Genomic DNA, 21,451 nt, shown 5'->3' on the forward strand with positions numbered 1-21,451 from the left:
ATGACGGCTGCCTCCTCCGCAAGGCCTAGATGATCAGTCCCGCGATCCTTCCTCAGCGAGACGCAGGACGCTGCCCCTGTGGTAGGCCACATGGCGGCTTTTGTCGCTTTGAATGGCATATTGCGGGTCTTCCGGGCTCGCATGGTGGATATAGCCGTGGACCGGAAAATCCTGGTCGTGGATGGCAACGATCCGTCCCGTCACCCTGCCTGCCTCCGAATTCCAGGTAACGTGATCGCCCACGGCAAAGCGTGGTGTCGGCGGCTTTTTCATGAGGCCTCCTCAGCGCCAAAAGCTTACGTAGAAACGTGCTGGGCCCAGGAACTCCACCCGGTGCGGCAGATCGGGCGGTATCCAGGCTGGCCGTGCCGGACTCAGGATCCAGGCGCGGGCGCTGCCGTCTTCCAGGCAATATCGCAAGTTCCCTTCCAGGAGCACGATGCGCCCCCAGACCCCGGCTTTGGTGCGATGATCATGGAGCAGGCCGGCGGGGGCGTCGTCGTCGGTGAACTCCGGTGTGCGCTGGTATTCCATCAAGGGCACGGGCGGCTCGGGCAGGGGCAATTCCGCCCCATCTTCCCCGGTGTCCAGATATTGGCGTTTATCCCGCATATGCCGCCACTGCTCGGCATCGGGTAGGGCTGGCTTTTTTTGAATGATGACGGGCCAGCGGCGTGCCAGGCGCGCGTTGAGTTCCGGATATTTTTCCATGCCGTCCGGCAAATCCACGTCGCGGAAGATGGCGTCTACCGGACACTCGGGCACACAGAGGGTGCAATCGATGCATTCGTCCGGATCGATGGCCAAAAAGTTAGGGCCTTCGTGGAAGCAATCCACTGGGCATACTGTGACGCAATCGGTATACTTGCAGCGAATACAGGCTTCTGTAACCACATGAGTCATTGAATATTCCCCTTAACGTATGCCCCGAAAATGCCCTCAACACCAGATCTGCGGGATTGCGCTCGCCCCATTTCCGAAAATCCATCAAAACTGATCATCATGTCGATAAACAGATAGACTTTATCTGTCCCGCGACTCGCCCGCGTTATAGATGGCATGGATGCCTCCCCCTACAGGACCGGCAGCGGGGTGCTTCAGAAAGGAGTCCCCGCTTGATCCGGACGGCATCAAGGTGCCAAGGTGGAAATTTATCCACGGTAAGGACAAGGAGGACTCGTCATGCAGATTACAACTTATGGACTGGATTTGGCAAAAAAGGTTATGCAGCTGCACTGGGTAGACATGGAGACCGGTGAGATTCATCGCAAACAGATGAAGCGTCGGGCACTTCTGGAGTTCTTTGCCAATCGGCAACCGGGCATCGTGGCCATGGAAGCCTGTGGGAGTGCGCATTATTGGGGCCGGGAATTACGCAAACTCGGTCATGAGGTCCGTCTGGTGGCGGCGCAATTTGTGCGGCCTTTCGTGAAGACCAACAAAAACGATGCAGCGGATGCAGCAGCCATCTGGGAAACCGTACAGCGGCCCGATATGCGCTTTGTGGCGGTCAAGAGTGAAGAGCAGCAATCCGTCCTGTCGCTCCACCGTATCCGGGAGCAACTCATCAAGGTCCGGACGATGCAGGTGAACCAGATCCGGGGCTTGCTCTATGAATTTGGTGCTGATCTGCCGCAAGGTCGCCAGAAGGGCCTGAAAGAAGTGCCGGATGCTTTGGCCGATCTGGAAGAATCTCTATCGCCCATGTTCCTGGACACCGTTCGCCAGCAATTAAAACGGCTTGAACAGATGGACAAGGATATTGCGGATATCGAAAAGTGTTTGGCGCTGTGGAAGAAAGATCAGGAAGCGGTGACGCGATTGATGGCGATTCCTGGCGTGGGGTTACTGACAGCTACCGCCATCATCGCCACCGTGGGCGATATAAAATCCTTTCGGTCAGGGCGGGAGTTTGCGGCGTTTCTGGGGCTGGTTCCCCGCCAGAGTGGAACCGGCGGTAAGGTCCGGTTGCTGGGCATCAGTAAACGCGGAGACAGCTATCTGCGAAAGCTGCTCACCCACGGAGCGCGGGCAGTCGTGAATTGCCAGATCAAGAACCGGAATCTCTGGATCGACAAGCTACTCTGCCGACGGCCCCACAACGTGGTTGTCGTGGCACAGGCCAACAAGATGGCCCGAACTATCTGGGCACTACTGGTGAAAAATACAGAATATGTGGCAAGTCACACAATAAATGCGGCTTCTATATCGTAATGGTTACAGAATTGTTGAAGTTCAACAAAAGGCGTTGCGCAGGCTGATAAACGATTGATGGCAAAACAGGTCAGACCACGGAAGAGAGAACCTGGTGGTTACTTGTCCTTCGAGGACGTGTGATAGATAAGGACTTTTCTGGCGGATTCCATCGGGGCCAGCAGGCTTATTATCCTGCATCAAAGGCCGGATATAAGACAGGCTTATTATCCTGCATCAAAGGCCGGATATAAGACAGCAACCCGACCTCAATATGCCAGACATCAAAATCATCTTGCGAACATGGAGGCAGTGCGACGTGAAGTCGCGTAAGTTATTTTTTTAGACTGTTCTCTCTTGAAAAAGAGAACCTGGTGTTCGTCCACCAGTGCCCGTATGGCACATGCGCACAAGCAGTAATGCTAGCGTGTGAAGCTGCCATAAAAGTACCCACGGGTGTTACGTCTTTCGTTATTTGAGTAGGGGGCTGGCGATTTATCCCATGGTCATTCAGAAGGATTTGGAGAACGGCTTCTCGTAGAGGGTGGGACGCAGAGGGTATAAAAGAACATAGAAAGGGCGGAATCTCCTTTGCTATCGTGGGAAGTGAATCAGACTTTCACGATAACCAAACCCATAGGAGGTCCGCCCTTGCATCGTATTGTAGCGGGTATTTATACCCTGAAGCATCACCGTGTCACCCTGGCCCGAGATCCTGAGCGCTATCGGCCCGCCTGTTGTGCAAACTGTGGCCGGAGCCATCCCTGGCATCATGGTCACTACACCCGCAAAGCTGACCGGACGACGTCCGGGCAGGAGAATCCGGTGCCGATTCCCCGTTACTTTTGCTCCAGCTGCGGGCAAACCTGTTCCCGTTTGCCTTCTTGCATAGCACCACGACGCTGGTACGGATCGACCTGCTCGTTGCCGCTCATCGGGATGTGGCCGATGGACCGCTCAGCGATGACCGGATGGCTCAAATCAACGCGGACTACACCACGATACTGGCCAAAGGCGACACGATCCACCCGATCAAGAGGCGCAAGGATGGCTCCGCGCATCGGAAGCAATCCTATCCGACCAATCTGTTGCGACGACTGCGTGAATATCGTGAGGATGTCCTGCGTTTCCTCTCGGATCCGGAGGTGCCCTTCACCAACAACATCGCAGAACAGGCAGTGCGGATGCCCAAGGTTAAACAGAAGATCTCCGGCTGTTTCCGGACCTTTGATGGGGCAGCCGCCTTCTGCACAATCCGATCCTATCTGGAAACCTTACGCAAGCAGGGCGTCGATCTGCTGCACGCGTTGGTTCAGTCTTTTCAGGGGGAAACCCCGCAGCCCGCCATGGGGTAACTGTACCCCTGGTGAACAGTTACGATAATTTATACCAGGAACGACCAAGACTATAACGTGCAATTTCAGTAAAATTAAAACTTTTACTAACGGTCCCATATAGTTTTCTGTAGCGTTGTTGAAAGCTGCTATGCGGACCTAGTTTCATTGTGGCAATGAGTGCATTATTAAGATGGATAATAACCATTTCTGGCGCACTTATTTTGTCCGCCCATGCAGCACTATTACCAAACAAAAAAACAAGTGTGCAAGCAAAGATTAAACGTGCTTTCTTTGACAAAATAGAGGCTAGCATACAATCTCCAGTAAGTAGGATGGATGAACTATGACGATCTTGGTAAATCAGTAAATCTGAAGTAGTGTTGTAAAATCACAAGATGAATAAAATCAGCAAAACTATCCTTATCACAACATATTTAATGAGAACCATAAAGCATGAATTCGCGTTCTTCATCCTATATATTCAATTTGAAGAAAATTAACATATGTTTTGTGGAGAAAAGCTAACATGGTAACCGTCCATGCAGTTAATGCAATAAAAAAGAAGATATAGGCCAAAAGAAACAAAAATGACAGGCTAAACGATTTTTCTAAATGTAACGTACAAAGGGAATACATGCCAAGAGGGAAAACCATGCCCCAATAGGATGAATCGTAAGAAAAATTGATTTTATGCACAATAAAGCGCCACCAGCCCAAAATAAATAGTAGAGGAATCCACCAGGTCGCCGTGGTCCAGAATAATAATGTAAAGCCTTTTATAAAGGGAATCAGATCATGTAAAAAGAGAGAATCCTTGGTGCAAGACACAAGCAACGCTCCGGCAAGGGTTGAGATAGATGCCGCACCCATATTAATCCAATAGGGTGGCATGAGATCCTGTGCTGATAGTTTAAAGAAAATCATTCGGTAGAGAATGAGCAATATAATCACGATATAAAATACATCACCCAAAAGCCATAATGAAAAGCTTATGAAATTAAAACAAGAGCAATATGGTAGAATATTTTGTGCTTGTAGAACAGAGAGTAATGCAGAGATAGACTGAATAGCAACTGTAATGAGTAGCCACGTCCCACTTATTTCAGTTTCAAAAGAAGACTTGTTAATTTTGGTGATGAAAGAAAAAAATAATCCGTAGTTTAATAGCAACCACAGTATTCCGGAAACACCCAGAAAAATTATTCCAATAATAGCCTGATGATCAAGAAGAACAAATTGACTGCCCAGTATTGCAGAACCAGCGACGATGGTCAGAAATCCCGTGCCGCGCCCAAGATCTCTGAAATCATCACTCAAATTTCGTGGGAATTTATAGGCACGCATGATAAGCACTATCCATAAAAAAATATAAATTACAATATTGACCCAGAGCAATACGTTGGACAGTGGAATAAACCCCAATATTTTTGCAGACAAAGCGATAGCCCCTGTTGCCATGACAACAGCGAACGAGCCTGGCGCAAGATTCTGAGTAGTACGATTCAACCAGTGATTTAATGTATTTTCTGTAGCTGGCTTCATTTATGCTTCTTTTCCAAGGGCATGCTGAAAATAATGCTTAGAATCAAACGGAAACATCGTTTAAATAGGAATTATCAAGTTGTGATGCCATTTGTCTTAATTCATCCATTGCCGTTAGCCTGATATTGCTTGCACGCTGCGCACTAAAACCAAAAATTGTTCCAATTTGCATATTATTCAGTGGCCCTAAGGGATTAATTCCATAGAAAAGCTCCACAATCTCCCGTTGAGGTGACGGTAAATCATTTACCCATTTATGGACTATATTTTCAAACTCTTTACATTCATATTGATCTTCAATGGATATGGCTCCCTGATCAGCTATCACATCCCCAAGATTTGTCTTGTCGTCCGCATCCTTTGCGTTATTTAAAGAAAGGATCCGTTCATTAAGATGATTCTGGGCTTCGTTCTTTGTTTGCTCTGAATCACTACTTGAATTTAGAGTGGCTCGTAGCTTTTTAATGACAGGAATGGGCAGACGTATCATGCGCGACTGATTCATGATTGCGCGCTCTATGTATTCACGTATCCATATAGTCGCATACGTTGAAAATCGGTAACCCAAGTCTGGATCGAACTTTTCAGCTGCGTGCATTAATCCTAGATTCCCTTCCTCGATCAAATCTGACAGAGTCAAACTGTTCTTTTGCCCATATCTGCGTGCTATCTGCACGACCAAGCGTAAATTCGACTCGACAAGCTGCTTCCATGCCTCATGTGCTCCTTGTTGGATAAGCCGGCCTAGCTGAATTTCTTGCGTTTTAGTTAAAAGAACATGGCAAGATATTTCCTTGAGATAAGTTTGTATCGAACTTTGAGACACAAAAGCTTCCAACTTATTTTCTGGATTTACATTGTTCCGCCTGGTTTTTGTCACTTCTGGAGTTGTATCGATATTCATTTCGTTCACCGTTTTGAACTCCAGTTGATTGCAAGGAGACTCCTTCTTTCGAGCCACATCATGATATTCCTAATTTTTGCAGGTTGATGTGAATAGTGTTTTGATTATATGTATGATTTTATTTTTTGTCTTTCATTTGCGGGAAGTCCTTTGTTGTTAAGAGATACCATATGTGAAGCCGTTTTCAATACAGCATCTGTTTTTTCCTTCTCAAACGGAGTAGCTGTGGATTACTTTCGACTTTACTGATATTGTCGGCATGTCAGCAAACGTGTTTTTTTGTGATCCTTACCGGAGAAATCGATAATGGTAGACGATGAACAGCTACTTTCTCTCTTGGCGGTCGCACAGTACGGAAGCATCAGTGCTGCTGCTGAACACCTCAACCGTGGGCAGTCCGCCATTTCGGAGCGTCTTCGAAAATTGACGGATCAGGTCGGCGAGCCGTTATATACCCGCGAAGTCAATGGAGTAAAGTTAACCCCGGCGGGTGCTAGCTTGATCCCTGATATTGAAAGGCTCCGCAGAGTTTTGCGTGACATCGATAGTGTCATCAAACGTCGCAAAACGCTTGCTGAAGGCAATCTTAATATTGTTTCGACCAGCCTTATCACCAATTATTTTTTGATTCCTTACCTCTCACGGTTTCGACTTGAATATCCACACATTAATTTGCATATAAAAAGTGGTGAAAGATATATGCATGATGTTGCAGCTGGTGATGTGGATTTATTTTTTTATGAAGGAAATAGCGATATTCCGGAATTGCCTGATTATTTTGATAGCATTCCCTGGCAGGATAATGAAATAGTTCTGGTTACTCCTCTGAACCATTCTTTAGCGCAAAGAACGGATCTCACATTTGAAGAAATAAAAGACTACTCTATTATCTGGCGAGAACCTGGCTCTGGCGTTCGTAATGCTGTGGAAAAGGAGTTCAAGAAACGTAATATCATTTTAGAGCGATATATTGAAGTTGCTGATATTGAGTCAGTCGGTTCTTTGGTTAGTGCCAATCTGGGTGTGGGTTTCATGAGTAAAAAAGTACTGACGCTACGCTCAGATTGGAAAGTATCCACGGCCACGCTGGAAACTCACGAGATGATTTGTCTCAATTTTATGGCTGCACCATCACCCGGTAGACGTTCGAGGGTTCTGGATAAGTTCCTGGAATGGATTCAAGATCCAGCAAAAACAACCTGAATCTGCTCGTGCCCTTCATCTTGTAGTTGACATTTCTTCATGTGCTCTTGTCAGTTTGATTTTACCGATTAGATATTTTTTTGTTAAATGAATTTAGTATTTGTGTGGGATTTTTTGCTTACTGATAGCAAAAAACAGTTTTTTTTAGGCTCTTCGTCAGATTGAGTGGGTAGGGGGTAGAATGCTGTGGAGCGGTCGTGCCCTGAATAGGAGTTAGCTGATGGTCCCTGAAGAGCTGTTTTCTCTCGCGTTAGGATTGGTTCCGCCGTGGTTGGTGGATCATGTGACTTTCACGGTGGAGGAGAAACGCCTGGATCTGCACATCAACTTTCCCAAAGGTAGTCGCTTTGCTTGCTCCGTCTGTGGTGAGGAGTGTCCGGTACATGATACCCGTGACCATACCTGGCGGCACATGGATTTCTTCCAGCATGAAGCCTATCTCCATGCCCGTGTACCTCGTGTGAAGTGCCAGGAGCATGGAGTGCATCAGATATCTGTTCCCTGGGCGCGGGAAGGCTCGCGTTTCACCCTGCTCTTTGAAGCGCTGATCATGACCCTGGTGCGGGAGATGCCGGTATTGACGGCAGCTCGCATGGTCGGTGAGACCGACAAGCTCCTGTGGCGAGTGATTGACCATTATGTGCCCGAAGCTCGTGCTGCGGTGGATATGGCCAATGTCCATGCCGTCGGCGTCGATGAAACCAGCAGTCGGCATGGACATGACTACATCACGCTCTTCGTGGATCTGAATGCCCGGCGACTCTTGTTCGCTACTCCCGGCAAGGATGCCAAGACCTTTGAGAAATTCTCCGCAGATCTACAGGCCCATGGTGGTAGCGCGGAAGCGATCACCGATGTGAGCATGGACCTCTCGCCGGCCTTCCAGAAAGGGGCTGCCGAGCACCTGCCCAATGCGGAGATCACTTTCGATCGTTTTCACCTCATGAAGCTCGTCAACGAGGCCGTAGACGACGTGCGCAAGGGGGAAGTCCTCACCCAGCCAAATCTCAAAAAGACCCGCTGGCTTTGGCTCAAGAACGATTGCAACCTCAAAATGAAGCAGAAAGAAAAGCTGCAGGAATTGCTCAAAGACCAGAACCTCAAGACGGCGCAGGCCTACCAGTTCCGCCTGACCTTTCAGGACATCTTCACGATCAAGAATCGCCACCAGGGGGCTACCCTCTTGAAAGCCTGGTTGGAAAACGCCAGAACCAGCGATCTGCCGCCTATCGTCAGGGTCGCCTACACCATCATGAATCACTGGGATGGCGTGCTCCGATGGTTCGAGAGCCAGATCACCAATGGAATTCTGGAAGGTTTCAACAGCCTCATTCAATCCGCCAAGGCCAAGGCTCGGGGTTACCGCACGCACAAGAACTTTATCAACATGGCCTACCTGATCCTGGGCAAGCTGGATCTCAGGCTACCCACTTGAAATGACGAGGAACCTTTTTTTACTATTTTTACGGCTTTATATTTGGACAAATACGTCCCTCCGGAAAATATTATAACTCACACAATCATTTCACACTGACATAGTTAGCACGTAAATAGCCTTGGGTTTTCTGAGCCAGCTACAGCTTGCGAGCATTGTGCAATGCCATAACTTCATGATCTATTTATTTATCATGTGCCTTCGGCAAACTGTACTACAATTAAATTGTTCATTGTTTAATTGTTACTTTCAAGAGGTTGTCCATGTCGGCTGTACTCTGTAATCTACCTGCCTGGCGACGCTTACAAGAGCATCGCCAGTCTTTGGAACATGTCACTCTGCGTCAGCTTTTTCAGGAAGACCCCCATCGCGCCGGGCATTTTTCGGCAGAAGCCTGCGGGATTTATCTGGATTACTCCAAGCATTTGCTGCGTCGGGAAACCCTGAATCTGCTTTTTGATCTTGCCCACAGTCGTGATCTGGAAGCGCGCCGCGACGCCATGTTTGCCGGGGAAAAAATCAACCATACCGAGGGTAGGGCCGCATTTCATGCGGCTTTGCGAGCGCCCAGGGGTATGGTTATGCGCACCGGGGGGGTGGACGTTGTCCCTGAAGTGCATCAGGTGCTGGAACATATGGCCCGTTTTACCCAGTCCATTCATGAACAGTCCTGGCGGGGTGCCACCGGTCAGCCGATTCGGCAGATTGTGAATATTGGTATTGGCGGTTCTTACCTGGGTCCGGAAATGGCCTGGAAAGCCCTGCGTGCCTACCGTCATACTGATGTTCATCTGCATTTTGTGGCTAACGTGGATGGCGCGACGCTCAGCGATGTGACGGCGAATCTGGATCCTGCAGAAACCCTGTTCATTATTTCATCCAAGACGTTTACTACGCTGGAAACCATGACCAATGCCCATGCCGCCCGGCACTGGATTACCTCTGCTTTGGGCGAAGACGCAGTCTCCCGGCATTTTGTGGCGGTTTCTACCAATGCTGAAGCCGTCAAGGCCTTTGGTATGGATACTGAACATATGTTCGGTTTCCGGGACTGGGTGGGGGGGCGCTATTCCATGGATTCGGCTATTGGCTTGTCCACCATGCTCGGCGTGGGGGTGCAGCATTTTCAGGAAATGCTCGCCGGTTTTCATGCCATGGATATGCATTTCCAGAACGCGCCGCTGGAACAGAATCTGCCGGTGCTGCTGGGTTTGATGTCCATCTGGTACAACAATTTCTGGGGAGCGCAAACCCAGGCCATTTTACCCTATGCTTATGATCTGGCGCGTTTCCCGGCCTATTTACAGCAGCTACAAATGGAAAGTAATGGTAAAAGTGTCGATGAAGCCGGGCAACTGCTGTCCGTAGATAGTGGTCCCATTATCTGGGGCGAGCCGGGAACCGATGGACAACATTCTTTTTATCAGCTGATTCATCAGGGTACGCGATTGATTCCCTGCGATTTCATTGGCTTTTGTCATCCCCTCAGTGCTTCAGCAGAACCGCATGAATTGTTGATGGCGAATCTGATTGCCCAGGCAGAGGCTTTGGCTTTTGGCAAAACGGCGGAGGAATTGCGTGCTGAGGGTGTTTCCGAAGCGCAAGTTCCCTTCCGCACGTTTGCCGGAAACCGTCCGAGTAGCGTGCTTCTCGTGGATGCCCTGAGTCCGCACAGTCTGGGTACACTGGTTGCTCTGTATGAGCACAGCGTATTCACCCAGGGACTCATCTGGGGCATTGACTCTTTTGATCAGTGGGGCGTGGAATTGGGTAAGGTGCTGGCTCAGCGCATTGTTTCTGATATGCAGGGTAAAACCCAACACCCCCATGATGGGTCCACATCGACCCTGCTGGAACGCTATTTGCGGCGACGTGGGCACTGATTTTTGTATTGCGGTTTACCTGTGGTTGAATGGATGTTAATCAGCGTCATTCATTAACCATCTTTCAGCATCAGGTTTTTAGGAATCATAAATAAACTACATGAACTTTTTGTTTGGTGAGATGACGTAATTCCATTCCCCATGGAAGTTATCGCGGTCAATTTGGATGGTAGCGAATTCAGCGTTAGTGACTTTGATACCCTTGGGGTAGGGTGTAGGATCAATGGCGGCGTACACTTTCAAGCCTTTGCTGGTGGTTGTAGCCGCGATCAAATTGACAATGACTTCGTGACTCACCAAAGGTCGCCCCCGCCAATTCATGCTGATATAGGAAAACAGACGGTGCTCGATTTTGTTCCATTTGCTGGTGCCCGGAGGAAAGTGGCACACCCGAATCGGCAGATTGAATTCATCGGCAAGCCCTTGTAATTCCAGCTTCCAGAGGCGCACCCGAGACCCATTGCTCCCGCCCCCATCGGCCGTGATCATCAACTCCTTGGCGTCGGGATAAAGAGGCTGACCCATGCCTAACCACCAGCGCCGGATAGTGGCTACCGCAAAGCTGGCGGTATCATGATCCGTGCCCACACTCACCCAACCCGCGTTTTGGGCGAGATCGTAAACCCCATAGGGGTTGGCCCGCCCCAGTTCCTTATCCACAAAGTCATGCACCTGGACGACTTCCGGTTCACCCTGCGGCCGCCACTCCTGACCCGCATTTTTGTAGTTGCCAACCAACTCTTTTTTCTTGGTGTCCACCGAAATGACGGGCTGCACTGCGTCCAGTGCCTGCTGCGTCTTCTCCTGTATATACCGGAATTGGGCATCTCGGTCTGGGTGATCAGTGCCTTCCAAGGTCTTGCGATTGCCTTGCAAGCTGTACCCTAATTCCTTGAGCAGAATGCCCACAGAAACATGGCTGATGCGGTGCCCCTGTTCGCTCAGTTCCCGTGCCAATTGCTTGAGGCTCTTGCAAGTCCAGCGCAGCGGTGACTGGGGATCACCGCGTGCCGCAGGATCTACCAAACCCTCCAAGGCCACCAGCAAGTCCGGATCGCGATCCACCAGCCTTTTTCTCCCGCCACCCGATCGACGAACTCTGCCTTGCGGGAGCCTGTTCTCCGGATCCTTGAGCTCTTTGAGACCCGCCATGATGGACCCCCGCGCGACTCCGGTAGCCTCACTCACCCGCTTGACACCGCCATGACCCAGCACCTTCGCTTCTACTGCCGCATATAGCCGTCTCTGCCGCTCATCCAGTATCCCTTCGAGCGCTTGGTGTCGAGCGGCTATCAGTGCGTCTGCTTCCATGCCGCAAGACTATACCCGCTACATAGTAAGTACAAGTTATTTATTTATGAACACTTACCACCTCATATTGCGAAATATAAATGATTAGTGCATTAAAATATTCTTTATATTATAAAATACTGATATTTTCAATGGTGAACAATCCAGACGCTAATTTCTGCTGAAAACTGGCCAATCACTGGCGCTGTTTGACATCATGAATGCTGGAGAGACCCAAAACGCCTTTGGATTGGCATACTGTAGTCAAAGGATTGCGAACGGATGACCCGCGAGGTTGAGGAGGGTTCTGTTGGGCGTGGTGTAGGTTACCAACTTTATTTGCACAAAATTTAGCGGGTCTTGGGCTCGATCAGACATAAAGTTACCAACTTTATTTATTTTTGAAAATTTCGATGTGCCAATTTTACTGGCTTAGGCCAGATAAAAGTTACCATCTTTATTTGTATCCTACAATTGTCCCAAGACGTCCTGATTTATTTTGTCCTAGAGGTGCGTCGGATTTTCCCAAGCTCCGATATATCGCTATGGCCGAATGTGGGACCCACCTTGTGCTATACAGAACCCGGCACTTACGGACCAAGGGGAGTGAGCCATGGCCTTCTCGGTCATGGCGCATGCGGATTCCAGCATGCTGGTGACCGCCGACGGAGGGTTTTATAGTTACGCATTCTGGAAGCACGCCCTCGTCACGAATACACGCCTGCTGTTTCGACTGAGCAGTGTCGTGCACCCTCCCCCGAGAAGAGGCATCGCCCGACGGGTCGTATTTCAGCACCATCAACCCCAGTCCAACAGAATGAAAAAACAGAGCAATGGGGTCACGGGTCCGCATAAACGAATACGCCTTGAAGGGCATCCCCGATGCTAAGCCGGTTTACCGCTTGATCACCAGATGGTTGGGTCCCATTGAGGCACCTGCCCTGGAATTGGACGAAAACAGACACCGCTTTCAACCGTCACCTTAATTCTGATTCTCGATTTTACCAAAAAGCGCGAAAAGCCCAGGCGTTCAGGCCGGGGATGGATAGCGCGGCGGCGAGACGGCTCAACGCCGTCGAAGCCGTCTGCCTAGCGATAAATTTTGCCAGCCAATGCCTTTAACTGTATAATTATACACCATGCTGATTCGCATGGCCGTGCGCTACCGTCTCGAAACCACTCCGGAGCAGGAAAATCTTCTGGCCCGTGCGGTCGGCTGCGTGCGCTTCGTCTGGAACCGAGCGCTGGCCGTGCAGAAGAGCTATCTCGATCATCATTGCGGCACCCTGAATTATGCCGGCCTGTGCGAACTACTCACGTCTTGGCGCAATTCGGAAGCCTTTGGGTTTCTCGCAGAATCCCCGTCGATGCCGCAACAGCAGACGCTCAGATATCTGACGCAGGCGTTGAAAGAGGCATTCAATAAGAACTCAGCTAAAAACTTCCCAAATTTCAAAAAGAAGTTCGTCCACGACAGCATGCGCTACCCGGAACCGGGCCATATTCACTTTGATCTGAATCCCGTTGATCGGGATGGCCGCAAGGTGCTCCCCAAAATCTTCCTGCCATGTATTGGCTGGGTGAAATTTCGCAAATCCTGCATCATTGGCGGCGAAATCCGCAATGTCACCGTCAGCAGGGCTGGTGGTCACTAGTATGTCGCCATACAGACCGAAAAAGAAGTGCCGGACCCCGTGCATCCCTCCACTACAGCGGTCGGTGGCGACCGGGGAGTAGCAAACCTGCTTACATTGTCCGATGGCACCATGTTTCTGCCAGTAACCGCCTATCGGGATTTGCAGAAGAAACTAGCGCGGGAGCAAAGAAAGCTCGCGCACAAAGTGAAGTTTTCGGCCAACTGGAAGAAACAGAAGGCCAAAATCACGCGATTGCACCAGCGTATCGCGGAAATACGGAAAAACGTGCTTCATCAGGTCCGCACCACCATCAGCAAAAACCACGCGGTCGTGGTGCTGGAAGACCTGAAAGTGCGGAACATGACGGCATCCGCAAAGGGTACCGTGGATAAACCCGGACGCAATATCCGGCAGAAATCAGGATTGAACAAATCCATCCTCGATCAGGGATGGGGACTGCTCAAACGGATACTGGACTATAAGCTCCAGTGGGCCGGTGGCATGCTATTTTGGGTGAATCCGGCCTATACCTCGCAGACCTGTTCGGTTTGCGGTGTGGTGGATGCCGGGAATCGCCCCAATCAGGCGGTGTTTCGCTGCCTGCACTGTGGGCATGAAGCACATGCCGACGTGAATGCGGCACAGAACATCCTCGCAAGAGGATTGCAGTCAACGGCGGGGCACGCCGGGGTAGCCTGTTCTCCAAAGTAGCGGAGAGAAGCGGCTGATGTAGGGCCGCTGCTGGCAGGAAGGAATCCTCGTCCTTCAGGACGAGGAGGAAGTCAACCAAAGGGCGTAGCTGCGGCTTCCTTGTCACAGGACACCTACCCCCCCCAAGGTGTCGACGATCATGGTCTTTACCGCCTCCGGAATGGCCTTTTGCGGATATTCTTCTTCACCCATTGGGTGAGCCTCCATACACATGGAAAACACAATAATATCAAATGGATAATCTCATTTCAGCAGGGGTAATTGCTATTTTCAGGATCAAACAAAAGCGAAACGCTCTGCCTGGTCGTTCCGCTTTGCGCTCTGGGGCCGCTAAGTACTCTGACTTTTCCAGCCTGTCGATTAGATTGCGCTTCCCGAACGACAGCACTGCACGTTAGTCTGCGAGCGCATGCAGTCGGCGGTCATCCAACACCGGGAAACGAAGTACTTCCATCAACCAGCCTTCAATGCTGCCTTTGCAGCTGCAGACGTCGCCGCAGCCGTGGCACTTTTAGTTGCGGTAACGCTCGTGAATTTCAAAAAACTCATCAATTAACTAACTATTTTTCCGCTATTTTCATCAAAAGGCAATCATCGCCTGCATGGCAAACTCATTATCCACGGCATCAGAAATACTATTCGCAACAGGATTAGGCTGATGCGGTACATCCAGTGTCCGGAAGTAGTAACCGGCCATGATTTTGGTCAGTGGCGTGAAGTGATACTGCAGACCTATAGCCCAGGTTCTGAATATGCGTTGCTGTGCTGGATCATTCGGCAAACGGTCGTAATAGTCATAACGTAAATTCGCTTCAATATGCTTGGTCAAAAACAAGCCGCCTTCCAGCATGTAACCATTGGCCGTGTTCTGACTGCCGGGGTAAAGTTGGGTGTTGGTCAGCGTTGCAGGCAGACCAGGGGCGCTGCTGAATGCCGAAGCTGCCGATATCCAGCCGGTACCACGCATGTACTGGAAGCGGAATTGCCTGCCCCATTGGTGCATATAGCCTTGCAAGTACTGCACATCCACGCCGTAGCGATTCATACTGTAACTGGTGTCATTCAATTCAGGACTGGCATGCTGATACCAGATACCCGCCTGCACATCGCTACGGAAGGGTCCTTTCCCTCCGAATATATAAGCTTCCTGTAGACGCGCAGCATAAATGGGACTGCTAGATTGGTTACCGGCTGCAACAGTTCCAAACATTCCGATCATGGTACCATAGGTAAATTCCCAATGACCGTTACGGAACCAGTCAAAGGCCATGATGCCTGGATAGCGGAAAGCGTTATCTCCCAAAGATTGTTGGCCATTTATCAGGTATGCGTTTGTCTGTTGATTGATTTTGTAGGGGTCGTTAGAGTTATACATCGGTTGTTGCATCAACTGCCCAATAACTGTCGATGGCAACACGAAGTTGTTGCTCATGAATCCCTGCATGGCTCCTTCGGCGCTGGGTGCACGAATGAGGCCTGCCTCAATTCTGGCGCCCGGAATATAACTGAAGGTAAAATGCCCATCAATGAGACCCGGCTGGTATCTCCTGCACACATGCGTGAAACCATTATCTCCAAACTCACCGCCAAAAAAGTAAGAAATATTAGGGTTCAGATTTCCACGCAACTCGATTCTCGCCCTCAGGATATTGGCGGTAGTACTTTGCGAAAGCCCGGGCGCTATAAGATCGGTGTTCGGGATATGATTCTTTTCAAGGTTGTCTTCATTACCGGGTTGTGCATAAATACTCGGCTCAATAAAACCAGAAACGCTAAACATCGGAGCCTTCGCCGGAGAAACTCCCTGCAACTTAAACCAGTTAGCAGCATGAGCCAGTGGCGACAAACCAAGCATGGCTGCTGTAACAATAAGCGTATTTTTGGAAATTTTATAATCGTGATACATGTTCATCACCTCGTGATATTTTGGCAGAATATTAATACTTTTTAAAACAAGTGTGAGCCAGCCCGATGGTGCGTGACTAACCTGTACTTGAAAATAGAATAAAGCAAAATACATGCCAAAAATAAAATCCATCAATTTGTTGGATCTGGACTGCTTAAGCGGTCAAAAAAGCACAAAGACCTGTACTTACAATACACAATGAATCGGAGTGTTTCGCTGCGGAATATCAGGCGTTGCTGTTCAGTGACGAAAAAGTATCATCCTGATTGGCACGCAACTTATTGATTATGCGTCGCCGTTTTTGTTAGTCTATTGGAATAAGAATCATCCTGAGTTGCCCATCAAACACGCCACTGACAGGGGCGCAGAACAATAAAGTGACATCCTTATAGTAACTTAACTCGTTGTTTCTTTGTCCGACACACACTTTCTATCACGTTTTTGCTGTACTCCAGGATGATACTTTATTGTCCTGAGGTGACATTATTTTGTCCGTCAGCAGTTGCAGGCGCAATATGCCCTGCAGGATCTCAAAACGGTGCCTTACGCGATGATGCCGCGAAGAGCGGAGCTGCTGGCAATGGCGGAAACCTATGAGCGTTTCGGAAAGACCATGGAAATTGCCGTGAACACGCAAGGTGCGGTGGTCCGCAAAATGTTTCTGACCGTGGCGATGCGCACACGAGACTTCGTGATGGAAACGCGTCGGGATGCGGAAAGCTGGGTGGACAGAATCATGACCGTCATGGACCAGCAACTCCAGCGTTTCGAAGCGCAGACGGAAGAAGAATTACAGGCCCTGCAACAGATCGCCAAAGCGGTGGAGTTTGTGGAAACGCGCGTACAGCAACTGGAGCAGGCGCTGATGGAGGTACAGAGCAAGGAAGAACGGCTTAACCAGGCCGCATTCCCTTTCATGAAATTGATGGCCGCCGACATTATGGCGTCGTCAGCTTCCACCTAAACATCCAGATCGGCCGTCCAGCCATCCCTTTCCATCCATGCCCGGCGCTCACCCGCCGACTGTTTGCCCATGAGCAGATTGAAGCGTTCCTGCAAAAAGGCTTGTTCGGTAAGTGTCATGGTGAGGGGGACCAATGACCGGGTATCTGGACACAAAGCCGTTTCCCAGAGTTGATCTGGATTCATCTCGCCCAGGCCCTTGAAACGCTGAACCGAAATAGCGGATTCCTTGACGCCTTCAGCGCGAAGACGCTCTATGGCCGCATCCCGCTCTGTTTCGGCTTCACAATAGATTTTGCGGGCTTTGCCACGCCAGGTAGTATCTACCCGATACAGGGGCGGCTTCACCACAAATACATGCCCACGCCGGAGGAGTGCCGGAAAATGGCGCAGAAACAGCGTTAGAATTAGCACCTGAATATGGCTACCATCCACATCGGCATCCGAAAGAATCATGATTTTGCCGTAGCGCAATCCCGCCAGCACCTGTTCGGGATCGGCATCAACGCCATGCGGCTCTATCCCCAGGGCCACCGCCATATTGTGGACTTCCTGATTTTTGAAAATCAGATCGGCATCCACCTCCCAGGTATTCAGCACCTTGCCCCGCAGCGGTAAAAGCGCCTGATATTCTTTATCACGCGCCGCCTTGGCGGAGCCGCCCGCCGAATCCCCTTCTACCAGAAACAATTCATTACGCTGAATATCTGTGCTTTCGCAATCGGTCAGCTTACCCGGTAAGGTCGCCAGCCCCGACCCCTTTTTGCGTTCCACTTTTTTCGCCGCACGACTGCGTAGCTGTGCGCTCTGAATGGCCTGTTCGACAATGGCCCTGCCCGCCTCGGGATGACTGTTCAGCCACAGTTCCAGAGGGTCACGAATGGTCTGCACCATGAGCTTGTAAGCCTCACGACTGGTGAGTTTATCCTTGGTCTGCCCCTGAAACTGAGGGTCAAGAATCCGTGCGGAAAGCACCAAGGCCATTTTGCCGGTGACGTCCTCCTGTACCAGCTTCACCTTGGCCGGCATCAGACTGTGATGTTCCATAAAGCTGCGCACAGCTTCAAAAACGCCGGCGCGGAACCCCGACTCATGGGTTCCCCCATCCAGGGTAGGGATAAGATTCACGTAGGTTTCGGGTTTCGGACAGCCCTGCGCCGCCCAGCAGATGGCCCAATTCGCCCCCTCCCCCTCAGCAAAGCCATGGCTGTCATCATTCTGGTAAACGGACTGCGTGAAAATAGGGGTGATGGTTTCGGTATCAGCCAGCAGTTCTTCCAGATAGCCGGAAAGTCCAGCATCGTATTGCCAGAGGATGGGCTCCTGTTCGGGCAGGGAGAGCGTGACCCGCAACCCGGGCAAAAGAATCGCCTTTGAACGGAGAAGATGGGTGAGTTCACGAATATTGACCCGATTTGAATCAAAATAGCGGGCATCCGGCCAGACCTGAACCCGCGTACCGTGTTTGCGGGAAGTGCTGTTTTCAATGCGCACCAGAGGCGCTTCAATGGCGCTGTCAGCGAAGCCCAGGCGGTAATGGCCATAGCCTGAACCTTCCGGATCTCGGGTGTGAATATCCACCACAACCCGCTTTGACAGGGCGTTCGTAACAGCGACACCGACGCCGTGCAATCCGCCCGAAAAACGATACGCGGAAGCTTGGTCTGTCTTATCGAATTTGCCACCGGCATGCAGTGTTGTGAAAGCGAGTTCTGCAGCCGGACGGGACTCACCGGGCGGGATGCCAACGGGAATACCCCGCCCGTTATCTTCCACTATGACCGAGCCATCCGGGCAAACCGTCACATCAATCTGGGTAGCCTGTCCAGCCAGGGCTTCATCCGCAGAATTATCTATCAGTTCCTGCACGATATGGGTGGGACAAGTGGTACGCGTGTACATGCCCGGGCGCAATCGCACGGGCTCCAGGCCTTTAAGAACGGTAAATTGATCAGCGCTGTAATTTTTGGATGCCATATCGCTCCTTGTTTCGAGATGCAGGATGTTCGGGCATCAGCCCTTATCCGTCCAGCAGTTTCCGCAAATCCTGTTGTTCCGGTTTCGTGACATGCGGTGCAACACCTGCTTTTTTCTGCACGTTTTTTTGAGCGCCAGAGGCACGCGTCAAATAGCGTTGCACCAAAGCCTGGAAACGGGCCATATCGCGGTCCGTCCTTTCTGGCCCGGTGAACGGATCCACAATCTGATGCGCTTCACTGGCTTTGAGGCCCAGAATCTCCATAATCGGCCCATCGGAGCCATCTTCCACGACCAGGAAAAAGACCGTAACTGGGGATTGCTGCCCTTCCCGGTCCACGCGCCAAATCACTTGCTGATGCGTGCCTGACGACCAGTCCAGTTCCCCGAACACCACGACGGAGCAGCGATGTTGCAACCGTTGCTCAATCCATAGAAAAATATTCCACGGACCCAAAGGACCGAAATCCCGCCGACCGAACGATATTGTCGGCTCACGTACCGGACTCCCACCGGTAAGCGTATAGGGCGGCCTAAACCGCCGCCACAACCAGAACCTCTGGCTTCCTCCTTGCGGACTTCACCATACGTTCCGGAGGGTCGGATTGCCCCGCCACACGCTGCGCTGCAAGCGCCGCTTTCATCTTCCGGGAAACTTTGCCCAACAGAGTCCACACATGCTTCTGCTCATTCCACGCGGGATAAGAGAAGGTGACCTGCGCACCACGTCCATCCGGTGCGGTGATGGTCTTGCGGCCATCACGCCCTGTTCGGCCTATCGGCATTTCCCGAAGTCCGAATTCCTTGAAATTTTTCCCGGTATGCGGGTTCTTCGCAAACCGGCCGAAAGCCCTGCGCCCAATGACCACCGCTGCGCCCTGATGCACGGTCAGTCCATAACGCGCCGCATAGTTGATGCGTCCCAACACAGAAGTGAATTTCGGGCTGACGGTTTTTACTTCCACCCCGTCTTTGGCGGCACGTGCAGCAATGGCATCATGAATCTTTCGATAAGACAGACTGGATAACATGCGTGCGTAACGCGGGCCGTCCACTTCACTAAGTTGCGTTTTCTTTTGGGAGAAATCCAGCTTTTCCAGAACCAGTGGTTTACCCGTCTGTTTGGCCCGTTGGGTGAGCGCGATGGCCGACGCCTCAATGAGCGCTTCTGCCTGCGTTGCGGTTTTCCCATAAGTCACACAAGGAATGTTCCCTGTTTCCATGGGATTACCAAAACGGTCCAGTTCCGCCCAGGCCAAATGGTCCGCATTCAGGTCAACGCCAATGGCTCCGGCCTGAACATGGGTTTGAACGGCAGCAGCGGGTTGATGAAAACTCACCATCACCCGCCAGCCTTTTTGATCCTTGTCCCGCTGAAAACGCCAGGACAACGCGCTGAGTGCTTCGGGATACACAATACGGGAATACGGTTTACCGGCCTTGGACCGGTTTGTGATTCGTGGCAGGTTCTCTTTGGATAATTGGGCATGCAGCGCTACGACATTACGGAGTTTTTCTGCTTCGTAGGGGAACTGGAGCGGCCCGATTGTCACCCGCTTTTCTCCTGTTCCCGGCAGCCGCAGGTCCAGCAGGAAAGTCCCGTCGCTCTGTATTCGGGCGACACAGCCCTGACATCCTGCCGCTTCATCATTGGATCCCAGCACGAAAAACTGGCGAGACCGCGCCAATTTCCAGTCCGCCAGCCATTCCGCGTGGTTTTGGTAACCATTTTCCTGCAAATGATGTTGTGCATGAAACAGTTTCCTCCCGCCGAAGCAGAGTCCGGATCCGAGCGGCCGTTTCTGTTCATTAATGACCTGAGATTGTCTTTCCAACAGGTTTGCGAGCTTTCGCTTCTTTTGGTGCAAACGATTTTTCAGCCGCTGTATGACCGCAACCGGCTGTTGTTCCATCACGGCTTTTTGTATTTGCAACACTATCTTGGGCAACAGTTTTTGGAGTGCGAGGATTTTATCACTCAGCATATTTTCCTGGTTTTTCAAGTTCTCCAGGCGGTTACTAGCGAGACCCTCCACAGACAGACATATCGCATTGAATTGTCTGGCGGTCAAAGCAAAACGGCGTAGATAGTCCTTTTTGAATGATGCACCGGTCCGTTTTTCGTGGACCATATCCGTCACAAGATGATGGGCGACGTGATTGAAGTGTTCTGCATAGGTGGATAAGGCGGCATCCTGCTCCGGGGTAAGGTTTCGGATACGGGTGTGCAGCGTAATCATTCAGCCCTCATTACGGGGGCTATGCCGCCCGCTGCCATCGCCTTTTCTGCCCGATGTTTTGCAGAGCGCCGCCCATACAAAATAGTGCCTGTCGCCGACTGACGGGCTGGCACGGACCAGGTCCCGGTTTTGAACCACTCCCATGCGGTGCGATAAGACACCCCCTAACTTTTTGCCCATGCGCTTAATTTCATATTTCATATGTGACTGTATATTTATACATAAAGTTC

The 21,451-nt window shown here is 50.8% G+C and carries 20 protein-coding genes and 1 pseudogene; 10 read left to right on the forward strand and 11 right to left on the reverse strand.

From position 1 onward, the window contains the following. Nucleotides 1–33 precede the first annotated feature (33 nt). Genes GCD22_RS07565 through GCD22_RS07575 form a run of 3 tightly spaced genes read right to left on the reverse strand, consistent with a single transcriptional unit; the run spans nucleotide 34 to nucleotide 1,061 of the window. Nucleotides 34–273: a hypervirulence associated TUDOR domain-containing protein gene (locus tag GCD22_RS07565; RefSeq protein ID WP_153940565.1), complete on the reverse strand. Its 240-nt coding sequence runs from the start codon at nucleotides 271–273 to the stop codon at nucleotides 34–36. A 9-nt stretch (nucleotides 274–282) separates the two neighbouring features. After that, nucleotides 283–903 (reverse strand): ferredoxin FdxA, encoded by a 621-nt coding sequence (gene fdxA / locus GCD22_RS18925; RefSeq protein ID WP_153940566.1) that lies wholly within the window; start codon nucleotides 901–903, stop codon nucleotides 283–285. Further along, nucleotides 900–1,061 (reverse strand): hypothetical protein, encoded by a 162-nt coding sequence (locus GCD22_RS07575; protein ID WP_153940567.1) that lies wholly within the window; start codon nucleotides 1,059–1,061, stop codon nucleotides 900–902. Before GCD22_RS07575 ends, fdxA begins: the two co-directional genes overlap by 4 nt. Before the next feature lie 121 nt (nucleotides 1,062–1,182). Here GCD22_RS07575 and GCD22_RS07580 point away from each other — a divergent pair, with 121 nt between their 5' ends. From GCD22_RS07580 to GCD22_RS07585, 3 genes and pseudogenes are all read left to right on the forward strand, one after another. Beyond that, on the forward strand, nucleotides 1,183–2,214 hold the full coding sequence (locus GCD22_RS07580; protein WP_153940568.1) for an IS110 family RNA-guided transposase: 1,032 nt from the start codon (nucleotides 1,183–1,185) through the stop codon (nucleotides 2,212–2,214). Nucleotides 2,215–2,799: 585 nt separating this feature from the next. Then, nucleotides 2,800–3,054: pseudogene (locus GCD22_RS18445) on the forward strand (hypothetical protein); the annotation flags it as partial. An 80-nt stretch (nucleotides 3,055–3,134) separates the two neighbouring features. Further along, nucleotides 3,135–3,548: an IS66 family transposase gene (locus GCD22_RS07585; protein ID WP_244947623.1), complete on the forward strand. Its 414-nt coding sequence runs from the start codon at nucleotides 3,135–3,137 to the stop codon at nucleotides 3,546–3,548. A gap of 19 nt (nucleotides 3,549–3,567) precedes the next feature. On the opposite strand, the gene GCD22_RS07590 is transcribed toward GCD22_RS07585, so the two are convergent. The 3 genes from GCD22_RS07590 to GCD22_RS07600 form a co-directional block, all read right to left on the reverse strand. Then, nucleotides 3,568–3,843, reverse strand: coding sequence for a hypothetical protein (locus tag GCD22_RS07590; protein WP_153940570.1), 276 nt, complete (start codon nucleotides 3,841–3,843; stop codon nucleotides 3,568–3,570). 155 nt (nucleotides 3,844–3,998) lie between these two features. Next, nucleotides 3,999–5,072 (reverse strand): tellurite resistance/C4-dicarboxylate transporter family protein, encoded by a 1,074-nt coding sequence (locus tag GCD22_RS07595; protein ID WP_153940571.1) that lies wholly within the window; start codon nucleotides 5,070–5,072, stop codon nucleotides 3,999–4,001. A gap of 43 nt (nucleotides 5,073–5,115) precedes the next feature. Continuing rightward, complete coding sequence (locus tag GCD22_RS07600) at nucleotides 5,116–5,976, reverse strand: sigma-70 family RNA polymerase sigma factor (protein WP_153940572.1); 861 nt, start codon at nucleotides 5,974–5,976, stop codon at nucleotides 5,116–5,118. 306 nt (nucleotides 5,977–6,282) lie between these two features. Between GCD22_RS07600 and GCD22_RS07605 the strand changes: the two genes are divergently transcribed. From GCD22_RS07605 to pgi, 3 genes are all read left to right on the forward strand, one after another. After that, entirely contained in the window at nucleotides 6,283–7,179 is an 897-nt protein-coding gene (locus GCD22_RS07605; protein ID WP_153940573.1) for a LysR family transcriptional regulator, read from the forward strand. Nucleotides 7,180–7,399: 220 nt separating this feature from the next. After that, entirely contained in the window at nucleotides 7,400–8,614 is a 1,215-nt protein-coding gene (locus GCD22_RS07610; protein WP_012387019.1) for an ISL3-like element ISAtc1 family transposase, read from the forward strand. 263 nt (nucleotides 8,615–8,877) lie between these two features. After that, nucleotides 8,878–10,497 carry a glucose-6-phosphate isomerase gene (gene pgi, locus GCD22_RS07615; RefSeq protein WP_153940574.1) on the forward strand — a complete coding sequence of 540 codons (1,620 nt, stop codon included), beginning with the start codon at nucleotides 8,878–8,880 and terminating at the stop codon, nucleotides 10,495–10,497. Nucleotides 10,498–10,593: 96 nt separating this feature from the next. On the opposite strand, the gene GCD22_RS07620 is transcribed toward pgi, so the two are convergent. After that, nucleotides 10,594–11,808: an ISAzo13 family transposase gene (locus GCD22_RS07620; protein ID WP_065973799.1), complete on the reverse strand. Its 1,215-nt coding sequence runs from the start codon at nucleotides 11,806–11,808 to the stop codon at nucleotides 10,594–10,596. A 592-nt stretch (nucleotides 11,809–12,400) separates the two neighbouring features. Between GCD22_RS07620 and GCD22_RS07625 the strand changes: the two genes are divergently transcribed. The 3 genes from GCD22_RS07625 (at nucleotide 12,401) to GCD22_RS18455 (ending at nucleotide 14,135) form a co-directional block, all read left to right on the forward strand. Beyond that, nucleotides 12,401–12,676 (forward strand): hypothetical protein, encoded by a 276-nt coding sequence (locus GCD22_RS07625; RefSeq protein WP_081576759.1) that lies wholly within the window; start codon nucleotides 12,401–12,403, stop codon nucleotides 12,674–12,676. A gap of 250 nt (nucleotides 12,677–12,926) precedes the next feature. Beyond that, on the forward strand, nucleotides 12,927–13,442 hold the full coding sequence (locus GCD22_RS18450) for an RNA-guided endonuclease InsQ/TnpB family protein (protein ID WP_244947605.1): 516 nt from the start codon (nucleotides 12,927–12,929) through the stop codon (nucleotides 13,440–13,442). 9 nt (nucleotides 13,443–13,451) lie between these two features. After that, nucleotides 13,452–14,135: an RNA-guided endonuclease InsQ/TnpB family protein gene (locus GCD22_RS18455; RefSeq protein WP_280527720.1), complete on the forward strand. Its 684-nt coding sequence runs from the start codon at nucleotides 13,452–13,454 to the stop codon at nucleotides 14,133–14,135. A gap of 580 nt (nucleotides 14,136–14,715) precedes the next feature. Here GCD22_RS18455 and GCD22_RS07635 read toward each other — a convergent pair. Then, nucleotides 14,716–16,173 carry a putative porin gene (locus tag GCD22_RS07635; RefSeq protein WP_244947624.1) on the reverse strand — a complete coding sequence of 486 codons (1,458 nt, stop codon included), beginning with the start codon at nucleotides 16,171–16,173 and terminating at the stop codon, nucleotides 14,716–14,718. 448 nt (nucleotides 16,174–16,621) lie between these two features. Here GCD22_RS07635 and GCD22_RS07640 point away from each other — a divergent pair, with 448 nt between their 5' ends. Beyond that, nucleotides 16,622–17,005, forward strand: coding sequence for a hypothetical protein (locus GCD22_RS07640; RefSeq protein WP_139112155.1), 384 nt, complete (start codon nucleotides 16,622–16,624; stop codon nucleotides 17,003–17,005). Here GCD22_RS07640 and GCD22_RS07645 read toward each other — a convergent pair. From GCD22_RS07645 to GCD22_RS07655, 3 genes are all read right to left on the reverse strand, one after another. Next, nucleotides 17,002–18,981, reverse strand: coding sequence for a DNA topoisomerase IV subunit B (locus GCD22_RS07645; protein ID WP_065974094.1), 1,980 nt, complete (start codon nucleotides 18,979–18,981; stop codon nucleotides 17,002–17,004). The two genes, GCD22_RS07640 and GCD22_RS07645, sit on opposite strands and share 4 nt — an antisense overlap. Before the next feature lie 43 nt (nucleotides 18,982–19,024). Continuing rightward, complete coding sequence (locus GCD22_RS07650; RefSeq protein ID WP_139112156.1) at nucleotides 19,025–19,399, reverse strand: P-loop NTPase family protein; 375 nt, start codon at nucleotides 19,397–19,399, stop codon at nucleotides 19,025–19,027. Between the two features lie 115 nt (nucleotides 19,400–19,514). Continuing rightward, entirely contained in the window at nucleotides 19,515–21,221 is a 1,707-nt protein-coding gene (locus tag GCD22_RS07655) for an IS200/IS605 family accessory protein TnpB-related protein (RefSeq protein WP_153940575.1), read from the reverse strand. Nucleotides 21,222–21,451: the final 230 nt, after the last annotated feature.

It is taken from the genome of Acidithiobacillus thiooxidans ATCC 19377 (genome assembly GCF_009662475.1).
Classification (GTDB): Bacteria; Pseudomonadota; Gammaproteobacteria; order Acidithiobacillales; family Acidithiobacillaceae; genus Acidithiobacillus; species Acidithiobacillus thiooxidans.